Source organism: Actinacidiphila acididurans, from assembly GCF_016918855.1.
GTDB classification, from domain to species: domain Bacteria; phylum Actinomycetota; class Actinomycetes; order Streptomycetales; family Streptomycetaceae; genus Actinacidiphila; species Actinacidiphila acididurans.
On record NZ_JADKYB010000005.1, the window covers coordinates 214,949 to 236,555 of the forward strand.

General features: G+C 71.9%; 18 protein-coding genes and 1 tRNA gene. 10 read left to right on the plus strand and 9 right to left on the minus strand.

Annotation, left to right across the window (positions count from 1 at the left end):
* Window positions 1-36 precede the first annotated feature (36 nt).
* Window positions 37-1,545 (minus strand): MFS transporter, encoded by a 1,509-nt coding sequence (locus tag ITX44_RS11175; protein ID WP_205356954.1) that lies wholly within the window; start codon window positions 1,543-1,545, stop codon window positions 37-39.
* A gap of 355 nt (window positions 1,546-1,900) precedes the next feature.
* The gene (locus ITX44_RS11180; protein WP_307795207.1) at window positions 1,901-2,569 is read right to left on the minus strand and encodes a TetR/AcrR family transcriptional regulator; all 669 of its coding nucleotides are present in this window, start codon (window positions 2,567-2,569) and stop codon (window positions 1,901-1,903) included.
* 225 nt (window positions 2,570-2,794) lie between these two features.
* Between ITX44_RS11180 and ITX44_RS11185 the strand changes: the two genes are divergently transcribed.
* Complete coding sequence (locus tag ITX44_RS11185; protein ID WP_205356956.1) at window positions 2,795-3,271, plus strand: MarR family winged helix-turn-helix transcriptional regulator; 477 nt, start codon at window positions 2,795-2,797, stop codon at window positions 3,269-3,271.
* 17 nt (window positions 3,272-3,288) lie between these two features.
* Here ITX44_RS11185 and ITX44_RS11190 read toward each other — a convergent pair whose 3' ends face one another.
* The 4 genes from ITX44_RS11190 to ITX44_RS11205 all read right to left on the minus strand — a co-directional run bounded on the left by ITX44_RS11190 (window position 3,289) and on the right by ITX44_RS11205 (window position 7,852).
* Window positions 3,289-4,149, minus strand: a complete 861-nt coding sequence (locus ITX44_RS11190) for an ABC transporter ATP-binding protein (protein ID WP_205356957.1) — start codon at window positions 4,147-4,149, stop codon at window positions 3,289-3,291.
* Window positions 4,150-4,274: 125 nt separating this feature from the next.
* A complete protein-coding gene (locus tag ITX44_RS11195; RefSeq protein ID WP_205356958.1) occupies window positions 4,275-5,795 on the minus strand; it encodes an MFS transporter in 1,521 nt (506 codons plus the stop codon).
* 285 nt (window positions 5,796-6,080) lie between these two features.
* Window positions 6,081-6,752 (minus strand): FMN reductase, encoded by a 672-nt coding sequence (locus ITX44_RS11200; RefSeq protein ID WP_205356959.1) that lies wholly within the window; start codon window positions 6,750-6,752, stop codon window positions 6,081-6,083.
* Window positions 6,749-7,852 (minus strand): LLM class flavin-dependent oxidoreductase, encoded by a 1,104-nt coding sequence (locus ITX44_RS11205; RefSeq protein ID WP_205356960.1) that lies wholly within the window; start codon window positions 7,850-7,852, stop codon window positions 6,749-6,751. Before ITX44_RS11205 ends, ITX44_RS11200 begins: the two co-directional genes overlap by 4 nt.
* A 247-nt stretch (window positions 7,853-8,099) precedes the next feature.
* Here ITX44_RS11205 and ITX44_RS11210 point away from each other — a divergent pair.
* The 4 genes from ITX44_RS11210 to ITX44_RS11225 all read left to right on the plus strand — a co-directional run bounded on the left by ITX44_RS11210 (window position 8,100) and on the right by ITX44_RS11225 (window position 12,058).
* A tRNA-Arg gene (locus tag ITX44_RS11210) sits at window positions 8,100-8,172 on the plus strand.
* Window positions 8,173-8,424: 252 nt separating this feature from the next.
* Window positions 8,425-9,702, plus strand: coding sequence for a permease (locus ITX44_RS11215; protein WP_205356961.1), 1,278 nt, complete (start codon window positions 8,425-8,427; stop codon window positions 9,700-9,702).
* 202 nt (window positions 9,703-9,904) lie between these two features.
* Window positions 9,905-10,924 (plus strand): phospholipase D-like domain-containing protein, encoded by a 1,020-nt coding sequence (locus tag ITX44_RS11220; protein ID WP_205356962.1) that lies wholly within the window; start codon window positions 9,905-9,907, stop codon window positions 10,922-10,924.
* Between the two features lie 159 nt (window positions 10,925-11,083).
* A complete protein-coding gene (locus ITX44_RS11225) occupies window positions 11,084-12,058 on the plus strand; it encodes a pseudouridine synthase (protein WP_205356963.1) in 975 nt (324 codons plus the stop codon).
* On the opposite strand, the gene ITX44_RS11230 is transcribed toward ITX44_RS11225, so the two are convergent.
* Complete coding sequence (locus tag ITX44_RS11230; protein WP_205356964.1) at window positions 12,033-12,839, minus strand: VOC family protein; 807 nt, start codon at window positions 12,837-12,839, stop codon at window positions 12,033-12,035. The genes ITX44_RS11225 and ITX44_RS11230 overlap by 26 nt on opposite strands.
* A 209-nt stretch (window positions 12,840-13,048) precedes the next feature.
* Here ITX44_RS11230 and ITX44_RS11235 point away from each other — a divergent pair, with 209 nt between their 5' ends.
* Entirely contained in the window at window positions 13,049-13,252 is a 204-nt protein-coding gene (locus ITX44_RS11235) for a hypothetical protein (RefSeq protein WP_205356965.1), read from the plus strand.
* Window positions 13,253-13,336: 84 nt separating this feature from the next.
* Here the strand turns inward: ITX44_RS11235 and panD are convergent, their stop codons facing one another.
* Both panD and ITX44_RS11245 read right to left on the minus strand, forming a co-directional pair.
* On the minus strand, window positions 13,337-13,759 hold the full coding sequence (gene panD / locus ITX44_RS11240; RefSeq protein ID WP_205356966.1) for an aspartate 1-decarboxylase: 423 nt from the start codon (window positions 13,757-13,759) through the stop codon (window positions 13,337-13,339).
* A 106-nt stretch (window positions 13,760-13,865) separates the two neighbouring features.
* A complete protein-coding gene (locus ITX44_RS11245) occupies window positions 13,866-16,379 on the minus strand; it encodes an FUSC family protein (protein ID WP_205356967.1) in 2,514 nt (837 codons plus the stop codon).
* 389 nt (window positions 16,380-16,768) lie between these two features.
* Here ITX44_RS11245 and ITX44_RS11250 point away from each other — a divergent pair, with 389 nt between their 5' ends.
* The 4 genes from ITX44_RS11250 (at window position 16,769) to ITX44_RS11265 (ending at window position 21,575) form a co-directional block, all read left to right on the plus strand.
* Window positions 16,769-17,308 (plus strand): MarR family winged helix-turn-helix transcriptional regulator, encoded by a 540-nt coding sequence (locus tag ITX44_RS11250; RefSeq protein WP_307795208.1) that lies wholly within the window; start codon window positions 16,769-16,771, stop codon window positions 17,306-17,308.
* Between the two features lie 171 nt (window positions 17,309-17,479).
* Window positions 17,480-17,692 carry a heavy-metal-associated domain-containing protein gene (locus ITX44_RS11255; RefSeq protein WP_205356969.1) on the plus strand — a complete coding sequence of 71 codons (213 nt, stop codon included), beginning with the start codon at window positions 17,480-17,482 and terminating at the stop codon, window positions 17,690-17,692.
* Window positions 17,693-17,893: 201 nt separating this feature from the next.
* A complete protein-coding gene (locus ITX44_RS11260) occupies window positions 17,894-20,227 on the plus strand; it encodes a heavy metal translocating P-type ATPase (RefSeq protein ID WP_205356970.1) in 2,334 nt (777 codons plus the stop codon).
* 160 nt (window positions 20,228-20,387) lie between these two features.
* Window positions 20,388-21,575 carry a winged helix DNA-binding domain-containing protein gene (locus ITX44_RS11265; RefSeq protein WP_205356971.1) on the plus strand — a complete coding sequence of 396 codons (1,188 nt, stop codon included), beginning with the start codon at window positions 20,388-20,390 and terminating at the stop codon, window positions 21,573-21,575.
* The last annotated feature ends 32 nt before the right edge of the window (window positions 21,576-21,607 follow it).

Sequence of the window (21,607 nt, forward strand, 5' to 3'; positions counted from 1 at the left end):
CGGCAATGGCGCCGCGAATCCTGGTGACGTAGATGCTCAGTGAGCGATGACCGGCACCACGGCGTCGGCCGCGGCGTCGTCGCCCTCGGGGCGCTCGGCGTGGTTCTGGACCTCGGCGTTGACGAAGACGAAGGCCAGGACCGAGGAGAGCAGCAGGATGCCCATGCCCCACCAGATGGCGACGACATAGCCGTGCACGCTGCTCTGGGCGACGAAGAGCTTGTTCGTCAGGTCGGCCTTGGTCTTCTCGTGCACGTGAACCCAGGAGGTGGTCGCGCTCGCGGCGAGGGTGTTCAGCAGAGCGGTGCCGATGGAGCCGCCGACCTGCTGGGAGGTGTTCACCATGGCGGAGGCCACGCCGGCGTCCTCGGGGCGCACGCCGTGGGTGGCCAGGCTCATCGCCGGCATGAACGCCGTACCCATGCCGAGGCCCATCAGGACCAGGCCGGGCAGCAGGACGGTCGCGTAGCTGGAGTCGACCTTGATCTGCGCCAGGATGAGCATGCCGAGGGAGGCGACCAGGAAGCCGGGAGCCATCAGGTAACGGGGCCGCACCCTCAGCATCAGGCGGGCGCCGATCTGGGTGGAGCCGACGATCATGCCCGCGACCATCGGCAGGAACGCGAAGCCGGACTTCAGGGCGCTGTAGCCCATGACGCGCTGCAGGTAGAAGGTCAGGAACAGGAACAGACCGAACATCGCGATGACGGCCAGGCCCAGGCCCAGGTAGATGCCGCCGCGATTGCGCTCGGTGACGACACGCAACGGCAGCAGCGGGGCCTTGACCCGGCCCTCGACGAACACGAAGGCCACGAGCAGCAGCGCAGAGGCGACGAAGAGACCCAGGGTCTTGGCGTCCTTCCAGCCGTCCGTGGAGGCCAGGCTGAAGCCGTAGACGAGCGCCACCAGGCCGCCGCTGGCCAGGAGCACGCCGGGGATGTCGAGGCGGTCGCGGTTGCGGCCCTGGGCGGGCTCGTGGATGTACGCCAGCGCGCCCAGAGCGGCGATCGCGGCGAACGCGATGTTGACGAACAGTGCCCAGCGCCAGTTCAGGTACTGGGTGAGGACACCACCGAGGATGAGGCCCACGGCCGCGCCGGCGCCCGCAATGGCGCCGTAGATGCCGAACGCCTTCGCGCGCTCCTTGGCGTCGACGAACATCACCGCGAGCAGCGACAGCGCGGCCGGCGCAAGGAGGGCGCCGAAGATGCCCTGGAGGGCGCGGGCGCCGAAGAGCATGGCCTCATTGGCGGCGGCGCCGCCGAGCGCCGAGGCCCCGGCGAAGCCGACCAGGCCGATGATGAAGGCGTTCTTGCGTCCCCACAGGTCGGAGATCCGGCCGCCGAACAGCAGCAGACCGCCGAAGGACAGGGTGTACGCGGTGACGACCCACTGCTTGTTGCTGTCGGAGATGTGCAGTGCCGTCTGCGCGGACGGCAGTGCGATGTTCACGACGGTGGCGTCGAGCACCACCATGAGTTGGGCGATCGCGATGAATATCAGCGCGGTCCAGCGCTTTGGATCCGGCTGGAGCGTTTCTGGCATGACAGGTCTCACTAATTGGATGCGGAGTGACAGGACGTGGGGACGTGTGTCAGCTGCGGTCCGGCCTTCGGGCCCGGCAGTGGATCGCCATGGATCGTGGTCGGGGATCCGGCGCCGGCGTCCGGGAGGACGAGCGGTCTTCGGTGACGTCGGTTGGGTCTCGGTCCGGTGGATCCGGGTGGTTCTCGGTCTCGGTCCGTTTCCTCGGGTCGGGCTCGGGTCGGCGCGGACATCGCCGGGTCGTACGGTCATCGCACTGGTCGCGGTCACGCCGCGGCCTGGGACACCCCGGGCGAACTTGCCAACGCTATAGCCCTGCCGATCGACAATGCGATCGAATTATCGGTGGTCGCTGTCAGTGCTGGTCCTTGAGGTCCTCCAAGGTCGCGGGGCTTCCCACCAGCACCGACCTTGCCGGGGCACGCAGCCCGTCGAGGAATAGTTGCAGGTGGCGGTGGACGAATCGGTCCATGCCGACGCAGCCGGTGCCCGGCAGCGGTCGGGTGAGTTGTGTCAGTGCGACCATCACATCGCCGACAGCGATGTCGTCGCGCAGCAGCCCATCGCTCTGGGCGCGGCCCATGATGGCGGCGACGGCATTCTGCAGTCGCTCGGCCTGGGCGGCAACCGCCGGGTCGTGGTGATCGAAGGTGGTGGAGAGCATCGTACAGAGCGTGCCGATACGTTCCTGTGCGGCTTCGAAGACGAAACGGCACAACGCGGCAAAGGCGTCGGGTTCCTCGGCGAGGGCGGCTTCGGCGCGCTCGGTGGCGCGGGCCATCACCGAAAGGGTGACCTGGCGGATGAGCTCCGTACGGTCGGTGAAGTGCCGGTAGAGGGTGGCGTTGCCGACGCCGGCCCGGCGGGCGAGTTCGTCCAGGGGTACGTCGGGGCCGAATTCGGCGAGGGCCTCACTCGCGGCGGCGACGATGCGCTCGCGGTTACGGGTGGCGTCCGCGCGCAGTCGTACGGCGCGTGCCGGTGCGGTACGCGGCCCGGCCGCGGTGTCGATGTCGACCGTCACGACGGGCTCCCTCCCCTGGTACCTGGTGTGCAGTTGCGGCTCATGCCACTCGTAAGGGTGACGTGAGCGGGAACCGGACAACAACTCCCCGCTTCCGTTCAACATGCTAAACGGGGAGTCGATCCCCGTTATTTCGACTCACTCTTGTGAGGTACATCACACGAGAGTGACCGAAAGCGCCGATCGTTGCTCATTGAAGCTTCAAGAGGCTCGTACCATGAGCACATGAAGTGGCTGACTGAGGAGGAGCAGGCCACGTGGCGGGCGTTCCTGGACGCCACCACCCTGCTGGAGGACCATCTCGACCGTCAGCTTCAGCGCGATGCCGGCATCCCGCACATGTACTACGCGCTGCTGAGCACCCTTTCCGAGACTCCGGACCGGCAGTTGCGGATGACGGAACTCGCCGAGCGCACCAAGATCACCCGTTCGCGGCTGTCGCACGCCGTCGCACGCCTGGAGGGCAACGGCTGGCTGCGGCGCGAGAGCTGCGCCTCCGACCGCCGCGGCCAGGTGTGCGTGCTCACCGACGCCGGTTACGAGGAGCTCGTGCGTACCGCGCCCGGGCATGTGACGGCCGTCCGGACGGCGATCTTCGACCGGCTCACCCCCGAGCAGACCGCCGCCCTCGGGCAGATCTCCCGGATCATCGCCGACGGGCTGCACGAGCCGCACGGCTCGGACGTGCCCTGGTTGCGGTGATTTCGTCACGCCGGTCGTCAGTGGCGGCCGGAGCGGGCGAGCCAGCGCCCCTCGTGGCGGCTGACCGCGATGGGGCGGCCGAAGCACTCGGTCATGCGGTCGGCGATCAGGACGTCGACGGCCGTACCCGACGCCAGGACGCGGCCTTCCTTGAGGAGCAGCACGTGGTCGATGGCCGGTGACAGCTCTTCCAGGTGATGGGTGACGGTGATCGTCGCCAGACCCGTACGGGTGACCGCGAGGCGGTGCATGGCGTCGATCAGGTCCTCGCGGGAGGGGAGGTCAAGGGCGTTGAAGGGTTCGTCGAGCAGCAACAGCGACGGGTCGGCCATCAGCGCACGCGCCACCAGGATGCGGGCACGCTGACCGCCCGAGCACACGCCGTACGGGCGGTCGGCCAGCTCCTTGATCTCCAGCTCGGCCAGCAGGGCGTGGGCGCGATCGCGCACGTCTGCGTCGTACTTCCGCCACAGGGGCTGCACGGTGCCGGTGTGGCCGGTCAGCACGACCGTGTGAGCGGTGGCGTCCAGGGGGACTTTCTGCGCGGAGGAGACCAGGCCGATGCGGGCGCGCAACTCGCGCATGTCGACACGGCCGAGGCGGTGACCGAGGACGTCGACCGTTCCGGTGGTGGGGTGCATGAGCGCGCCGATGAGCCGGAGGATCGTCGTCTTGCCGGCGCCATTGGCGCCCAGCAGCGCCCAGTGCTCGCCGGCGCGCACGGTCCAGGTGATGTCGTCGAGGATCACCTGACCGGTGGTGTAGCGGCGCACACTCACCTGATCGAGTGAGGCGACGACGTGCGGCGGCGGCGCAGGCGTCGCCTTGGCCGTCAGCGGATCCGGAGCGTTGGTGGAGTGCGTGCCGTCGGCTGCCATGCGCGAACGGTAGCTGTACGGACCACCTTGTCGTCGCCGTGTTCCGCGATGTGGTCCGCACGCCCAGGGTGACGGGGCAACGGAACCGGCGCCCAGGAGGCGGGAAAGGGCGCCGGGGAAAACCGTCACATGGCGGCGGGAGCGGGGGCCTCGTCGGCGGAGGGCACCGTCTGGGCGGTACGCGGGGGGCCGGGGCGGAAGAGCAGGAAGGTGACGAGGAAGCCGAAGGCGAAGAGTCCCGCGGACCACCAATAGGCGACTGAGTAGCTGTGCAGCTGGGCCTGCTGGAGTACCGCCGGGGAGGGCCGCTTGCCCACCAGGAAGTTCGTGGCGGCGCTGGTGGCCAGGGTGTTGAGCAGAGAGGTGCCCACCGAGCCGCCGACCTGCTGGCTGGTGTTCACCATGGCGGAGGCCACCCCGGCGTCGCGCGGTTTCACGCCGGCCGTCGCCAGGTTCATCGAGGTGGCGAAGATCAGGCCGAGCCCCAGACCCAGCAGGAGCAGCGGCGGAAGGACGTGGGCGGCGTACGTGCTGTTGCGGTCCAGCGCGGTCAGCCACGCCATGGCACCGCCGGACAGCAGCATGCCGGTGGGCACAATGGGTTTGGCGCCCAGTCGCGGCACGAGCACATTGGTCGTCACCAGGGAAGTGATCACCAGGATGCCGACCAGCGGCAGGAACGCGACGCCGGTCTTGATCGGCGAGTACAGAAGCGTGCGCTGCAGGTAGAAGGTCAGGAACAGGAACACCCCGAACATCCCGGCGCCGGACAGGAACATGGCGATGTACGACGCCCCTCTGTCACGGTCGCCCACCACGCGCATGGGCAGCAGCGGCTGCCTGGCGCGCCGCTGCCACAGCACGAAGGCGACCAGCAGGACAACCCCGGCGAGCAGGAAGCCCCACGTGCTGGTGGCGTTCCAGTGGTGGCGCTGGGCGTTGGAGAAGCCGTAGACGATGCAGAACAGGCCGGTGGAGACGATGAGGGTGCCCGGGACGTCCAGCGAGGGCCGGTCGGGCAGGGTGCCCGAACGCAGCAGGCGCATGCCGCCGAAGAACGCGGCCGCGGCGAAGAGAAGGTTGACGTACAGGCACCAGCGCCAGTCGAGGTATTCGGTGAGGATGCCGCCGAGGAGCAGGCCGACGGCGGCTCCGGCGCCGGCGATGGCGCCGTAGATGCCGAACGCCTTGCCGCGTTCCTTGGCGTCGGTGAAGGTGGTGGTCAGCAGCGACAGGGCGGCCGGGGCGAGGACCGCGCCGAAGGCGCCCTGCAGGGCGCGGGCCATGATCAGGATCTCGAAGCTGGGCGCCGCGCCGCCGATGGCCGACGCGACGGCGAAGCCGACCAGGCCGATCAGGAAGGTCCTCTTGCGTCCGACCAGGTCGGCGAGTCGGCCACCGAACAACAGCAGCGAACCGAACGCCAGGGCGTAGGCCGTCACCACCCACTGCCGGTCGCCGTCGGAGAAGCCGAGGGCGCGCTGGGCGGAGGGGAGGGCGATGTTCACGATCGTGGCGTCGAGCACCACCATGAGCTGCGCGAGGCCGATGACGCACAGCACCAGCCAGCGGTGGTCGACCACGGCATCAGCGCGGTCGCCTGCCGTGGCTGCGGGTGTGGAGGTGTCGTGGGTGCTTCGGGCCATGACGTAGGTCTCCTCGGCGCACATGCGCGCCCCCCTGTCCCTTCGCCCCACGCTAAGGGCAACCCCGTGGGTCCGCCATGTGGGGGAGTTCGAGTCGTAACGGCCTCGCGGTACGAGAACGCGCAGGTGGCGGGGGAGGCCACTGCGACGTGCCGGTAACCCGGGCAGCGGAAAGGGGCCGGCGCCGGATTCGTGGTCCGGGCCGGCCCCTTCGGGCTGTGCTGTCAAATGCTGCGCCACTCGTCCGGAGTGATCCGCGCCGGCGTCAACAACGCGCCGCGGAAGTCACCCGTCCACCGCGAGGGCGGCAAGCTGCTGCGCGAACGGCACCACTGCCTCTTCGGTCACCCGTGCAGGTGACCGCGCCTGCATCAGTGCCGCCAGTTCCGCGGCGGCGCGGTCGATGCGGGCGGCGAGGTCGTGGTCGCCGCCGCCCGTACCCCAGTCCTCCGAGGCGGCGTACACCGCTGTCGGTACGACGACGGTGCGCAGGTAGCTGAACAGCGGCCGCATCGCGTGTTCCAGGACGAGGGAGTGGCGGGCGGTGCCGCCGGTGGCGCCGATCAGCACCGGCGTGCCGGCCAGCGCGTCCTTGTCGATCACGTCGAAGAACGACTTGAACAGCCCGCTGTAGGAGCCGGTGAACACCGGGGTCACGGCGATCAGCGCGTCGGCGGACGTCACCGCGTCCAAGGCGTCGCGCAGGGCAGGGCCCGGGAAGCCGGTGACCATGCTCTGCGCGATGTCCGTCGCCAGGGCGCGCAGTTCGATCACCCTGACGGTCAGGTCACTCGTACCGGTGACCTGGCGGCGGGTGGCGTCGGTGAGGCGGTCGGCGAGCAGCCGGGTGGAGGACGGCTGGCTGAGGCCGGCCGTCACCACCACGAGCGTGCGCGCGACGCCCGTATCAGCGCCTGTAGCACGGTGCGTCACCGCGTCGTTGCTTGCCGTCGTCATGCCGTCACCTCCTGCTCGCGCGCCTCGGTGTCGCGCCGGGTGACCAGCGCCTGGTGGGTGGGGCCGTCCGGGACCTCGGCCGGCCGGCCCTTGGCGAACTCCTCGCGCAGCACCGGGACGACCTGCTCGCCCAGGATGTCGAGCTGTTCCAGCACGGTCTTGAGGGGCAGGCCGGCGTGGTCCATCAGGAAGAGCTGCCGCTGGTAGTCGCCGAAGGTCTCCCGGAAGCTCAGGGTCCGTTCGATGACCTGCTGCGGCGAGCCGACGGTCAGCGGAGTCTGCTCGGTGAACTCCTCCAGGGAGGGCCCGTGCCCGTACACCGGGGCGTTGTCGAAGTACGGCCGGAATTCGCGCACCGCGTCCTGCGAGTTCTGCCGCATGAACACCTGGCCGCCGAGCCCCACGACCGCCTGGTCGCGCGTGCCGTGACCGTAGTGCTCGAAGCGGTCGCGGTAGAGGTCGATCAGCCGCCGGAAGTGCTCCTTGGGCCAGAAGATGTTGTTGGCGAAGAAGCCGTCACCGTAGTAGGCGGCCTGTTCGGCGATCTCCGGGCTGCGGATCGAGCCGTGCCACACGAACGGGGGCACGCCGTCCAGCGGGCGCGGTGTGGACGTGAACGACTGCAGCGGCGTACGGAACCGGCCCGCCCAGTCGACGACCTCCTCGTGCCACAGTTTGTGCAGCAGCGCGTAGTTCTCGACCGCGAGCGGGATGCCCTGGCGGATGTCCTTGCCGAACCACGGGTAGACCGGGCCGGTGTTGCCGCGCCCCATCATCAGGTCGACGCGGCCGTCGGCCAGGTGCTGGAGCATGGCGAAGTCCTCCGCGATCTTCACCGGGTCGTTGGTGGTGATGAGGGTGGTCGACGTGGACAGGATCAGATGATCGGTCCGCGCGGCGATGTACCCGAGCATGGTCGTGGGCGACGACGGCACGAAGGGCGGGTTGTGGTGCTCGCCGGTCGCGAACACGTCGAGCCCGACCTCCTCGGCCTTCTGCGCGATGGTGACCATCGCCTTGATCCGCTCGTGCTCGCTCGGCGTCCGTCCCGTCGTCGGGTCCGCGGTCACGTCGCCGACCGTGAAGATTCCGAACTGCATCGCTCCCACCGTCCTGTTTGTTGATTGTTCAACCACCCGAACAGGGGACGGCTCCCGGCTATTCCCGCACCCGCACCCACCCACCCCCGCCCCCCTTCCCGACACCTGAACCTCCACCCCCTCCCTGCACCCCCGAAACCGCCGCGCTCGGCCGGACCCCGATCCGGTACGCTGTCGGGCGGGCCCGGCCGGGCCCCGGCACGCGCGGTACGACACGGCGGAGCCGATCCGGCCGCGTACCGTCCCCGCCCCAGTAGCTCAGGGGATAGAGCACGGCTCTCCTAAAGCCGGTGTCGCAGGTTCGAATCCTGCCTGGGGCACATTCCCCACCGGCCCGAACACGGACGGACCGCCAGACCGGCGGCCACTCCCCCGATCCGGCCGATCACGCGCCGCCGCCGAGCCCTCCGCCCCGCCACCGGCAGCCATCGCCCGGCCGCCCGGATCCGCGCCTCCCGAACCGCCCCACCCCGCCCCGGATTCGTGACACGCACACCCAACGTCTTCCCCTCATACCCCCCGGGGGTATATAGGTGGAGACGGGGGCGGCACGGCCGGAGAGAGGGGCAGGGATGCATGCCGTAGCACACGCACTGAGCATCACCGGGGCGATGACCTGGGAGATCACCTGGGCGCTGATTCTTGGGTTCCTGCTGTCGGCGATCGTGCAGGCGGTGGTGCGCAAGGCGACGATCGTACGGCTGATGGGGGACGACCGGCCGCGGACGCTGGGGGTGGCGGCGCTGCTGGGGTCGGCGTCGTCGTCGTGCTCGTACGCGGCGGTGGCGCTCGCTCGGGCCCTGTTCCGCAGGGGCGCCGACTTCACCGCGGCAATGGCGTTCGAGATCGCCTCGACGAACCTGGTGGTCGAACTCGGGGTGATCCTGGCGCTGCTCATGGGGTGGCAGTTCACGGTCGCCGAATTCGCCGGCGGGCCCGTCATGATCGTCGTACTGGCGCTGCTTTTCCGGCTGACCCTGCGGGAGAGGCTGCTGCGGGAGGCGCGGCAGCAGGCGGACCGCGGAGTGGCCGGGTCCATGGAGGGCCACGCGGCGATGGACATGTCCGTGACCGGGGAGGGTTCCTTCCTGCGGCGGCTGCTGTCGCGGGACGGGACGACCTCGGTGGCCCACGTCTTCGTCATGGAGTGGGCGGCCATCCTGCGTGACCTGGTGGTGGGGCTGCTGATCGCGGGGGCGATCGCCGCCTGGGTGCCCGATTCCTTCTGGCGGCACTTCTTCTTCTCCGGCCACCCGGTGCTCTCCAAGGTGTGGGGCCCGCTGTTCGGGCCGCTGGTGGCGGTGGTGTCCTTCGTCTGCTCGATCGGCAATGTGCCGCTGGCCGTCGTGCTGTGGAAGGGCGGCATCAGCTTCGGCGGCGTGGTGGCGTTCATCTTCGCGGACCTGCTGATCCTGCCGATCCTCGCCATCTATCGCCGCTATTACGGGCTGCGCACCGCGCTCTACCTCGCCGGCACCTTCTACGTCGCCATGGTCGTGGCCGGTTACGTGGTCGAACTCGTCTTCAGCGGCGCCGGGCTCGTCCCGGACCAGGCCGACGCGACGATCCCGGCGGGCGGCGTCCGCTGGAACTACACGACCTGGCTCAACATCGTCTTCCTGCTGCTCGGCGCGGCGCTGCTGATCCGTTTCCTGCGCACCGGCGGCGGGCCGATGCTGCGGATGATGGGCGGGTCGCCGGACTCCTCCTCGGGCGACACCTCCCACGACCACGCCCACGCCCGGGCCGGCGGCGATACGGCCCCGGCCGCAGGTCCCGGCTCCGGCGGTCACGCGCACCACCACCAGGAGCCGGGCGGCGGACCCCGGCCACCGCACGACCACCACTGACCCCGGCCGGGCATCCCCCGCGTACCTGGACCCGTACGGTTCACACGCTTGTCATGTACGCAATCTATGCGCGTCAACTCCCCTCTGCCACACTCCCGAAAGCTCCTCGCGCACCGCCTGATCACCAGGCCGACAGCCCGCCAGGCGCCCCCACCGCCGCGGGTCTCGGCGCCGTTGCACCACGCATCGTCGGGAGACCCCCATGCCTCGTTCCGCCGGGCGCCCTGCCGCGCGCTCCGCCAAGCGCCGCATAGCCCTCGCCCTCACCGCCTGCGCCACCGCCGCCGTCACCGCCGTGACCACCGCCACCGCACAGGCGGCGGGCACGTACTCGCTGCTGGTCTTCCCCGACCAGGGCCACACCGCGGTGTACGACTTCATCAACTCGGCCACGTCCAGCGTCGACGTGACGATGTACGAACTGCGCGACACCACCGCAGTCAACGACCTGGTGAACCGTCAGAAGGCCGGTGTCAAGGTCCGGGTGATCCTCGACGGGGCCCACACCTCCGTCAACGGCTCCGCCTACAACACCCTCAAGGCGGCCGGCGCCGGCGTCACCTACTCCTCCTCGTCCTTCGTCTACACCCACCAGAAGTCGATCACGGTCGACGGCACCAAGTCGCTGATCCTGACCGGCAACCTGGACTCCACCTACTACTCCAGCGACCGGGACTACGGCGTCTTCGACAACGACGCCGCCGACGTGGCCGCGATCGAACAGGTCTTCAACGCCGACTTCGCCAAGACCTCCATCACCCCGGGCGACGGCGACAACCTGGTCTGGTCGCCGACCGACTCCCAGACCCGGCTGCTGGGCCTGATCAACGGCGCCCAGCACTCCCTCGACGTGGAACAGCTCGAATTCAGCGACACCGCCCTGGTCAACGCCATCGTCTCGGCCGAGAAGCGCGGCGTGACGGTCCGCGTGGTCGGCATGGACCCGAACAGCTACCGCTCCGAGTTCCACAGCGTGCGCGCGGCCGGCGGCACCGTCGTCACGTACAGCAGCAGCGGGGGCCTGTACGTGCACGCCAAGGCGATCGTCGCCGACAACGGCACCTCCACCGCGAAGGTCTTCGCCGGCTCGGAGAACTTCTCCGACAACTCCCTGAACCACAACCGTGAACTCGGCCTGATCATCAACGACTCCGCCGTGCTCGGCGGCATCGAGACGACCTTCGGCTCCGACTTCGCCGGCGGCACGCCCTTCACCGGCTGATCCCTGCCCCGGTCCCCGGGCTGCCCGTCCTCGGCGGACGGCGGGCAGCCCGGTCCGGGTCTCGGTCCGGGCCGTACGGGCCGCCGCGTAACCTGAAAGGTCACGAAAGGTCCCGACGGCAGGCGTACGGACCCGGGCGACGGAAGAGGTGACGGTACGGTGGCGCACCGGGCGGGCCCCAAGGCACCGCCGGCCCCGCTCGCGCAGCGCGACGGCGTGGACCCGGTACGGGTCCGGCTGCCCGGCGACGGCACCTGGCCGACCGTCCGCGACTTCCTGCTCGCCCGGTACGGCGCGGCGGTCGGCGAGGCGACCGTCGATGCCATGCTGGCGGGCGGCCGCTTCGTGACCACGGACGGTCCCGTGCGCGCGGAGGCCGCTTACGTGCCCGGCTCCTGGCTGTGGTTCCACCGCGACTTCGTCCCCGAGCGGCCGGTGCCCTTCCCGGTCACCGTCCTCCACCGCGACGAACGGATCGTGGTCGCCGACAAGCCGCACTTCCTCGCCACCATGCCGCGCGGCCGCCACGTCACCGAGAGCGCGCTGGCCCGGCTGCGCCGCGACCTCGGCCTGCCGGCGCTGTCCCCCGCACACCGGCTGGACCGGCTGACGGCGGGGCTGGCGCTGTTCGTGGTACGCCCCGAGGACCGCGGCGCGTACCAGACGCTCTTCCGGGACCGCCTGGTGCGCAAGGAGTACGAGGCGGTGGCGCCCTACGATCCGGCGGTCGCGCTGCCGCGGACCGTACGCAGCCGCATCGTCAAGGAGCGTGGGACGATCGCCGCCCGGCAGGAACCGGGCCCGGTCAACGCGGTCACCCGGATCGAGCTGCTGGCACACCGCGGTGGCCTCGGCCGCTACCGGTTGGTGCCGGAGACCGGCCGCACCCACCAACTCCGGGTGCACATGAACGCGCTGGGACTGCCGCTGCTGAACGACCCGGTGTATCCCGAGGTACGGCCGGAACCGGCCGCGGGTGAGCCCGACGACTGGGACCGTCCGCTGCAACTGCTCGCGCGGGCCCTGGAGTTCACCGATCCGGTGACGGGCCGGGCGGTGCGCTTCGAGAGCCGGCGCGAGCTCGCCGCATGGGCGGAAGCCGGAGGCGTCAGGCAGCCGACTCCTCGGGCTTGAGCACCGCGAAGAAGGCGCCTTCCGGGTCCCGCAGCAGGGCTATGCGGCCCACACCCGCCAGATCCGTGCCGGGCATGAGGACGGTGCCGCCCTTCTCCTGTGCCGTGGCGACGACGGAATCGGCGTCGGAGACCGCGAAATACGGCTGCCAGTAGCTGGTGCCGGCCGGGAGCATGTCGGCGGGGAGCTGCATGATGCCGCCGTGCGAGCCCTCCTGGCCGCCGCCGGCCCGGGAGACCACGGTGTACGTGCCGGGGCTGCTGCCCTCGGGCCCGGGCGGCAGCGGCATGTCCTCGGTGTCCCAGCCGAGCACCGTGCCGTAGAACCGCTTGGCCTGCTCCGCGTCGGTCGTGTACAGCTCCGTCCAGCACAGGGCGCCGGCGCCCACCCGGTCCAGGCCCTTGTTGGTCCCGGGCTGCCAGACCGCGAAGTCCGCGCCGCCCGGGTCGGTGAAGCCGGCCAGGCGGCCCTGGTCGAAGACGTCCATCGGCGGGAAGCGGACGCTGCCGCCGGCCTGCTCGACGGTCTTGGTGGTGGTGTCGGCGTCGGCCGATTCGAAGTAGACCGTCCACGCGGGCGTGGCCGTCTCGTCCTGGAGCGGGCCGAGCGCGGCGACGGTCTGTCCGGCGAGCTGGAACATTCCGTAACCGCCGGCCTCGGGACCGGCGGACCGGAACTCCCAGCCGAACAGTGCCTTGTAGAAGGCAGCGGCGGCCTCGGTGTCACGGCTGCCCAGATCGATCCAGTCGGGGGCACCGGGGACGTAGTCGTTGGTGAGCATGGTGCGTCCTCCGTGAGCTGTGGGTTTCTGCCGGATGTTCCGGATTCGGTCGACGTGTCCTCTCTCACACTCAGCATGGCAGCCCCCACTGACAATCGCCCTTCGCAGCAGGTCACGGCCGATTCAGGGGGTGCCGTGAGGTGCCGGGGCGGACACGCTGAGTACAAACGGATTCGGCATTGTCAGTGGTGCCGTCTAGGGTTGTTCGCATGTACGGGGGAAGTCTCGATCAGGCGAACGCGGCCCTGCGCGCGTATGTGCGGGAGCACGGCGACCGGCCCTGGACGGCCGAGGAACTCGCGGAACTGGCGCGGTTGCGCGCCGAGTGGACCGCGGCCGCGCGTGGCGTTCGTGTGCAGATACGCCCGGTGGCCGGTCCGGTCGCCGGTGCCGCGGTGGTGACCGCGGCCTGAGCCGTAATGGCCCCGAGCCGTAACGGCAAGGAACAGCCTCAGCCATAAGGAAGGGCCCGGCGGACCGGCCGGCCGCGGGAGCGGTCAGATGTGCGCGATGGCGTGCGGGGGGCGGACGGTGTCCGTACCGGGGACGGGTTCGGCGGGGTCGCCGCCGAGGGCGGTGATCCGGTTGGCGGCGTCGACGTGGACCACGGCGGGTCGCATCGTGCGGGCTTCCGCGTCGTCGACCTGGGCGTAGCTGATCAGGATGACCAGGTCGCCGGGGTGGACCAGGTGGGCGGCCGCGCCGTTGATGCCGATCACGCCGGAGCCACGCTCGCCCTCGATGACGTAGGTCTCCAGGCGCGCGCCATTGGTGATGTCGACGATGTGGACGAGCTCACCCGGCAGCAGGTCCGCGGCGTCCATCAGGTCGCGGTCGACGGTCACGGAGCCCACATAGTGCAGATCGGCCTGGGTCACGGTGGCCCGGTGGATCTTGGACTTGAACATGGTGCGCAGCACGATGCCGCCCTTCCGATGAGCAGGTCGCGTCCTCGTGGGGTACGCGCCGACGCCCTCCAGAGTAGGGCCCGCGGTCGGCGCGGGTCCGCCGGGAGTGCGCAACGTCTCAGCCGGTCGCGGCCGGCGCCGTGGGCGTCGTGGGAGGTGCCGGGGGCGGCGGCGTCGAAGGGGCGGGAGAAGAAGAGGAAGGGGTGGGCGGTTCGGACACGGACGCAGGTGATGCGGGGAGGCGGCGGTAGAGCTCGGCGAGGGCGGTGTTGAGCCGGATCACGGCGGCGGGGCCGGTGCGGACCGGCCGGGGAGGGGCGGCGTCCTGCCGGTGGCCGAGACGGCGGCGCACCTGTCCGACGTTGAGCGCGGTCAGGCCCAACGCGGCGCGGGCGGCGACGAGTTCGGCGGGCTCGGTGACGGCCAGCGCGCGGGCGGCGTGCGCGCACTCGGCCAAGGTGTCGGCCCAGTCGGCGGCGTGCGAGGAGCGCGGACCGTCCGGGGTGGGCACGGTGGCTCGAGTGACCGCGGGTGCGGTCCGGCGCGCGATGGCCGGCGGGAACGGGAGGGACCGAATAAAGGGGAGAAGGGGAAGAAGGGAGCTGCGGCTGGAGCGGTGACGGAGCAGGGCGCGGTGGGCACGGGCCGGGGCGGAGACGTCCGCCAGGTCGCGGACGGCGCGGTCGAGGGTCCGGGCCAGGGCGTGGAGGTCCGCCGGCCGGGGTGCGGGTTCCCGGGCGGCGGCGACCAGGTCCTGGAGCACCCGCAGGGCACGGGCGGCGCGGCCGCGCATCACGGTCTCGGTGCGCAGCGGCAGGACGAAGAAGGCGGCGGCGATGCCGCAGGCCGAGCCGATCAGGATGCTCTCGGGGCGCTGGACCAGGAGCGTGGAGCCGTGCTCGCCGTTCAGGGAGTAGAGGACGGCGAGGAGGCTCGTGACGCAGAACGCCCAGACCGCGTAGCCGATGTCGCGCAGCCAGAGCCCGACCAGGAGATAACCGAAGATCACGGCGACCGCCAGGACCGGAGTCCCCGCCACCAGGTGAGCGACCAAGGTGCCGGTGACCGCCCCGGTGAAGGCGCCGGCCACGCGCAGGCCGCTGCGATGGACGACGTCGCCCCGGCCGCGGGCGGCGACGCTCACCACGAAGGCGGTGATCACCGTCCAGGCCCACCGTTCGTGGAACACCAGGTGCCCGAGTGCGAAGGCCGCAGCCATGGCGGCGGCCATCTGGAGCGACAGCCGGGCCTGCGGCTGCGGGTCCCGCCACCCGCCCGGCCGCCGGGCCGGTGCGGGCTGCTCCGCCGCGGGCCGCTCCCCGGCTCGCACCTCGCGCACTGCCTGTGCCCAGTGGGCGACGTCGTCGAGGGCGTGGTCGAGGGTCCGGTCGCGGGCGCTTTCGGGGACAGGGCTCCGGCCGAGGGCGGGGGCGTTGCCGGTGGCGTCGTCCTGGCGGCGGTGGGGATCGTTGGCGGCGCTGCCAGGGGCCTCGTACGGGGTGTGGTCCGGCGGTCGGTTCGGGGTGCCCTGCGGGGTGCCGCCGTCAAGGGCACGGTCCGCCTTCGTGACGGATGTCGTGACGGCAGCGTCGTGCAACGTCCCGGCCTGCGCCTGCGCCGATCCTTGCCCCGCGCTGCCGTCGGCCGGAACGAGCACGTCCGGCGCTGTGCCGGGCGCCGGATGCCGGTCGATGGCGCGCCCAGTGGGAGAGGGTGCAGCCGGCTCGGAGGCTGAGGCCGGCGGGAAGAGGAGGAGGGACTCCGCGGTGAGGAGGGCGGCGGACAGGGAGGTCAGGGCGGAGGAAGTAGGCCCGCCCAGGGCCCGGTGCCGCAGGTCCGATGCCCGGGCCGGGAGGAGGGTGCGCGGGGAAAACCTGGGGACGCGGAGAACTGTGCGAGCCGTCCCAGACGGCTGGTGGTCCGGAGAAAGCGGCCGCCGCCCCTTCGGTTCGGGCTCGAGCGGGATGGGTGCCGTGGCGGCGAGGCGGTCGTCGGCGGTGAGGGCGACGTGGTGAAGGGTGCGGGCAAGGCGGCGGTGGGCGGGGGAGGTCGGCGGGAGGGCGCGCAGGCGGGCGGCGACGTGGAGGAAGTCGGTTGCGGCGCCGGCGGCTTCGCGGGTGGGGCGGGACGGAAAGAGGGTCTGCACGGCGATCACGCAGAGGACGGCGATCAGCGCGGCGACGCCGCCCCACAGGGGGCCAGTGGCCTTGGCGGCGCCGGGCGGGACGGGGGTGACCAGGACGGCGATGATCGGGGTGAGGGCAAGGCGGCCGAGGCGGCGGACGGTGCCGCCGAAGCGCAGCAGGTAGCGGGAGGTCCAGACCGCGGCGACGTAGAGGGCGGCGCCGGGCCAGGGGTGGTGGACCATGAAGCGGCCGATGAAGGCGGCGAGGAGGCCGATCACGGGAACGTAGGCCAGGGCGGACAGCCGGTGGGACAGGGAGGCGCCGTGGAGGGTCCGCGCGACCATGACGGCGACCACCGTTGCGATGATCATCATGCCGCCGGACACGTGGGCCGCCCGAGCCACGCCCCCGGTGACGAGGAGGGCGGCCAGCGCGGCGATGATCGTACGCATGGCGATCCGCAATCTCACCCTGCCGGGGTCGAGCGTGCGCACCCAGATCGGCATTCGTGTCCCCCTGGTCGTCCTGGTCGTCGTGGCGTTGCCCGGCGTGCGCTGCCGAACCGGTGACCGGGCCGCATTGCGCCTGCGGGTCGCCGGGGTAGAGCCCGTCCGGCCGTTCGGAGTAGTCGGGTCGGTTCGGCCTGCTCGGTCCGGCCGGCAGGTTCAGCTCGCTCGGCCGGTCCACTGGTGCGGGTCGTGCGTCGTACGGTGCACAAGTCGGCGGGCGGGATCGCCGCTCGGTCACCGTCTTTCCTACGCAGAGCGTAGGAAAAGCAAGCGGTTCGAGCCGTACTCCCGTCCGACAGCGTCTCAGGTAGTACGCCTTGCTTAAGAAATGGGCCGCCATGTTTCCTCCCCCGCCCCTGGATCACGCCGCCGTGGTGCGCCGCGCGGTGAACCGGTTGAGCCGGCGGCTGCGTGCCGAGCGGCTGCCGGACGGGCTGCCCAACGGCAAGCTCGCGGCGTTGGCGCACCTGTACCGGTCGGGACCGGGGACCGCGGGGGCGATGGCCGCGGCCCTGCACGTACAGCCGCAGTCGTTGACCCGGACGCTGGCCGCGCTGGAGGAGGACGGGCTGGTCACCCGAACGAAGGACGCCACGGACGGACGGCAGTACCGGATCGAGCTGACCCGGCGGGGATTCGAGACGATGGCCCGGGACGTGGAGTACCGGGACGGGTGGCTGCGCCGGCGGATGGCGGCGGAGCTGACCCCGACCGAGCGGGAGTTGCTGCGCCTGGCCGCAAGGCTGCTCGACCGGTTGGCCGAGGACGAGGACGAGGACGAGCGGGAGGACGAGCGGGAGGACCGGGAGGACGCGGACGACGAGCCCGGCCGATCGCGAGGCCGGACCCCTGGCGACGGGCGGACCGGGGCCCACTCGAAGGCGCCGGGGACGCCGCAGAAGGAGGCCGCCGGCGGGGAGGAGTGAGAGGTACGGGCAGCTGGACCGGCAAGCGGTCGTTGCGCCGTACCAGCGGGTAGGAATCTTGGGCCCGGGCATGGTTCTCAATACCCCTAGGGGGTATATGGTGGGGGGCGTGGGAACGGGGAAGCCGTTCTCCCGGCAGCAGGCAGGACGACCACCAGCGAGGAGCACGTCATGAGCGAGACCGTCTACACCGTGTCGGGGATGAGCTGCAGCCACTGCGAGTCCGCAATCGCCAAGGAGGTCGGCGCGATTCCCGGCGTCACCTCGGCGAGCGCCGTCGCGCAGACCGGCCTGCTGACCATCGCCTCCGCGCAGCCGATGGACGACGAGGCGGTACGCGCGGCCGTGGACGAGGCGGGGTACGAACTCGTCGGCCGCGCCTGACGCCTGCCGGAGCGCCACCGGAGCGCCACCAGAGCACTGCCGGAGCACTGCCGGAGCGTTCGGACCCGCCTTTACGGACCCGCCGGGCCGACCGGATCGGCCCGGCCGGGGGCTCGCAGGACCACCGAGCCAGCGGCGGGGCAGAAGGAAACACCGCACCACGTACGGCACGCCGTACCGCACCAGACGAGGGGAGTGGCCATGGCGACCACCACGACCGCACGGGCCGAGGGCGCGCCCGGCGAGCGGTGGGTCGAGCTGGCGATCGGGGGGATGACCTGCGCGTCCTGCGCGACCCGGATCGAGAAGAAGCTCAACCGGATGGACGGCGTGACCGCGACCGTCAACTACGCCACGGAAAAGGCCAAGGTGACGTTCGCGGAGGGGGTCGAGGTCGGGGACCTCGTCGCCACCGTCGAGGCCACCGGGTACACCGCCCAGCTCCCCCCGCCGCCCGTGCCCCCCGCCGCCCAGGCGCCCGGCTCAGCAGCGGCCGCGGCGCCGGACGCCGACACTACGGCCGACCACGAACTCACCGCCCTGCGCCAGCGCCTGACGGCCTCCGTCGTGCTCGCCGTCCCGGTCGTCGTCCTGTCCATGGTCCCGGCTCTCCAGTTCACCAACTGGCAGTGGCTGGCGTTGACCATGGCCTCCCCGGTGGTGGTGTACGGCGCCTGGCCGTTCCACCGGGCCACCTGGGTGAACGCCCGGCACGGCGCCGCCACCATGGACACGCTCGTGTCGGTCGGCACCCTTGCGGCGTACGGCTGGTCGCTGTGGGCGCTGTTCTTCGGGACCGCGGGCATGGCCGGCATGACCCATCCCTTCGACCTGACCGTCTCGCGGGCCGACGGCGGCAGCCAGATCTACCTGGAGGCAGCGGCGGGTGTCACCGCGTTCCTCCTGGCCGGGCGGTACGCCGAGGCGCGCGCCAAGCGGCGGGCCGGGGCGGCGTTGCGCGCGCTCATGGAACTGGGCGCCAAGGACGTGGCGGTGCTCCGGGACGGCCGTGAGGTGCGGGTACCGGTCGGGCAGCTCGCGGTGGGCGACCTGTTCGTGGTGCGCCCGGGCGAGAAGATCGCGGCTGACGGAGTGGTGCGCGAGGGCAGTTCGGCGGTCGACGCCTCGATGCTCACCGGGGAGTCGGTGCCGGTGGAGGTCGGGCCGGACTCGCCGGTGACCGGGGCGACGGTGAACGCCGGGGGCCGCCTGGTGGTGGAGGCGCTGCGGGTCGGCGCGGACACCCAGCTGGCCCGGATGGCCCGCCTGGTGGAGGACGCGCAGAACGGCAAGGCCGCCGCCCAGCGGCTCGCCGACCGGATCTCCGCGGTGTTCGTGCCGGCCGTGATCGTGCTGGCGCTGGGCACTCTCGGGGTGTGGCTGGCGCTCGGCCAGGGCCCGACCGCGGCCTTCACGGCGGCTGTCGCGGTCCTGATCATCGCCTGCCCGTGCGCGCTGGGCCTGGCCACCCCGACCGCGCTCCTGGTCGGCACCGGGCGCGGCGCCCAGCTCGGCATCCTCATCAAGGGGCCCGAGGTGCTGGAGTCCACCCAGGCGGTGGACACGATCGTGCTGGACAAGACGGGCACGGTCACCACCGGCGTGATGACACTCGTCACCATGGACGCGGCCGACGGCGTCGACAAGAAGGAACTACTGCGCCTGGCAGGGGCGCTGGAGCACGCCTCCGAGCACCCGGTGGCGCGCGCGATCGCCCGTGCGGCGGCCGACGCGACCGGGGACCTGCCCGCGCCGGCCGGGTTCACCGCGGTGCCGGGACTCGGCGTGCGCGGCCAGGTCGCGGGGCACGACGTCATGGTGGGCAGGGAGCGGCTGCTGCGCGACGCCGGCGTGGAGTTGCCCGCGGATCTGGCCGCCGCAAAGGACGCGGCCGAGGAACGCGGTGGTACGGCGGTGGCCGTCGCCTGGGACGGCGCCGCCCGCGGAGTGCTCACCGTCTCCGACACAGTGAAGCCGGGCAGCGCGGAGGCGGTACGGCGACTGCGCGCGCTGGGACTGCGGCCGGTGCTGCTGACCGGCGACAACGCGCGCGCCGCGGGAGCGGTCGCCGCGGAGGTCGGGATCGCCGCCGAGGACGTGCACGCCGAGGTGCTGCCCGAGGGCAAGGTCGCAGTGGTACGCGACCTCCAGGCGGCGGGCCGGACCGTCGCCATGGTGGGCGACGGGGTCAACGACGCCGCCGCCCTCGCCCAGGCCGACCTGGGCCTGGCCATGGGCACCGGCGTGGACGCCGCAATTGAGGCGGGTGACCTGACGCTGGTACGCGGCGACCTGCGGGTCGCGGCCGACGCGATCCGGCTCTCACGCCGCACTCTTGCGACGATCAAGGCGAACCTCTTCTGGGCCTTCGCCTACAACCTGGCGGCGCTCCCCCTGGCGGCGGCCGGCCTGCTCAACCCGATGATCGCGGGCGCGGCCATGGCGTTCTCCTCGGTCTTCGTGGTGGGCAACAGCCTGCGGCTGCGGACGTTCACCGCGACCCCGGCGGAGCCGGCGGGCCCGGCCGCGCTCTGACGCCGGCCGTCCGCCGTCCCGTGCCTCGTCCGCACGCCCTCCCGTACGCCCGGGCCGTCGCCGTACGTCGGCGTCGGCCCGGCCGCCGGCAGATGCCGAAGCCGTACCCGTACGCCCGTACGCCCGCCACCCGCCCTTGCCCGTACGCGACCATGACCCCATGAACGCTCGACGGCCGATCCCCCGCGCGGAGCGCATCGCCCGGCTCGCGGCACGCCATCTGCTCGATGCGGGCGACGGGGCCGGGTCGGTCACGGAAGTGGTCGAGCGGCTGGTGGCCCTGCACGCCACCGACCCGGCGACGGTGCACCTGTCGGTGGCGGCCAGGCTGCGGCAGCCGGAGCGGATGGCCGCGCTGATGGACGAGGCGCTGTACGGGCGGCCGCCCGCGCTGGTGCGGATGCTGGCGATGCGGCGGACGATGTTCGTGGTGACCAGGCAGGACGCCCCCGCGGTGTACGCGGCGGCCGGGCAGCAGATCGCGGCCCGCGAACGCACGGGCCTGCTGGCCCGTCTCGCCGAGGGCGGCGGCTGGGACGAGGCGTGGCTCGCCGCGGTAGAGGCGGAGGTCGTCGCGGCCCTCGGCGAGCGCGGGGAGTGCAGCGGGGCGGAGCTGGCCCGGCTGGTGCCCGGGCTGCGCGAGCAGGTGGTGGTCGCGCGCGGGAAGCCGTACGAGACCAGGCAGAACGTGGCGAGCCGGATCATCCGGACGATGGCCGCCGAGGGGCGGATCGAGCGGCGCAGGCCGGTGGGGTCGTGGATCAGCGGCCAGTTCCGGTGGGCGGTCGCGGAGCCGTTGCCGCCGCGGCCGGTGGACGAGGCGCGGGCCGAGGTGGTGGGGGCGTGGCTGCGGGCGTACGGGCCCGGAACCGAGGCCGACCTCGCCTGGTGGACCGGCTGGGCGCTGGGCGTGGTCCGCAGGGCCCTCGGGGCGGTCGGTGCCGAACCGGTGCAGTTGGCGGAGGGGCCGGGCTGGGTGCTGTCCGGGGACGCGGACGCGGCCGAGGAGGGCCCGGGCCCTGCCGCGCGGCTGCTGCCCGCGCTGGACCCGACGCCGATGGGCTGGCGGGACCGGGACTGGTTCCTGCCGCCGGACCACCGGGCCGCGCTGTTCGACCGTACGGGCAATGTGGGGCCGACCGTGTGGTGGGGCGGCGAGGTGATCGGCGGCTGGGCGCAGCCGCCCGACGGCACTGTGGTGTGGCGGCAGTTGGCCGACCGGGGCCGGGAGGCCCGCGCGGCGGTGGACGAGCGGGCCGCGCACCTCACCGCGCTGCTGGCCGGGGTACGGATCACCCCGCGGTTCCGTACCCCGCTGGAACGCGAACTGTCCGCCCCGCCGGCCTGATCGGGGCCGGCGGAACGGACAGTTCACAGCGG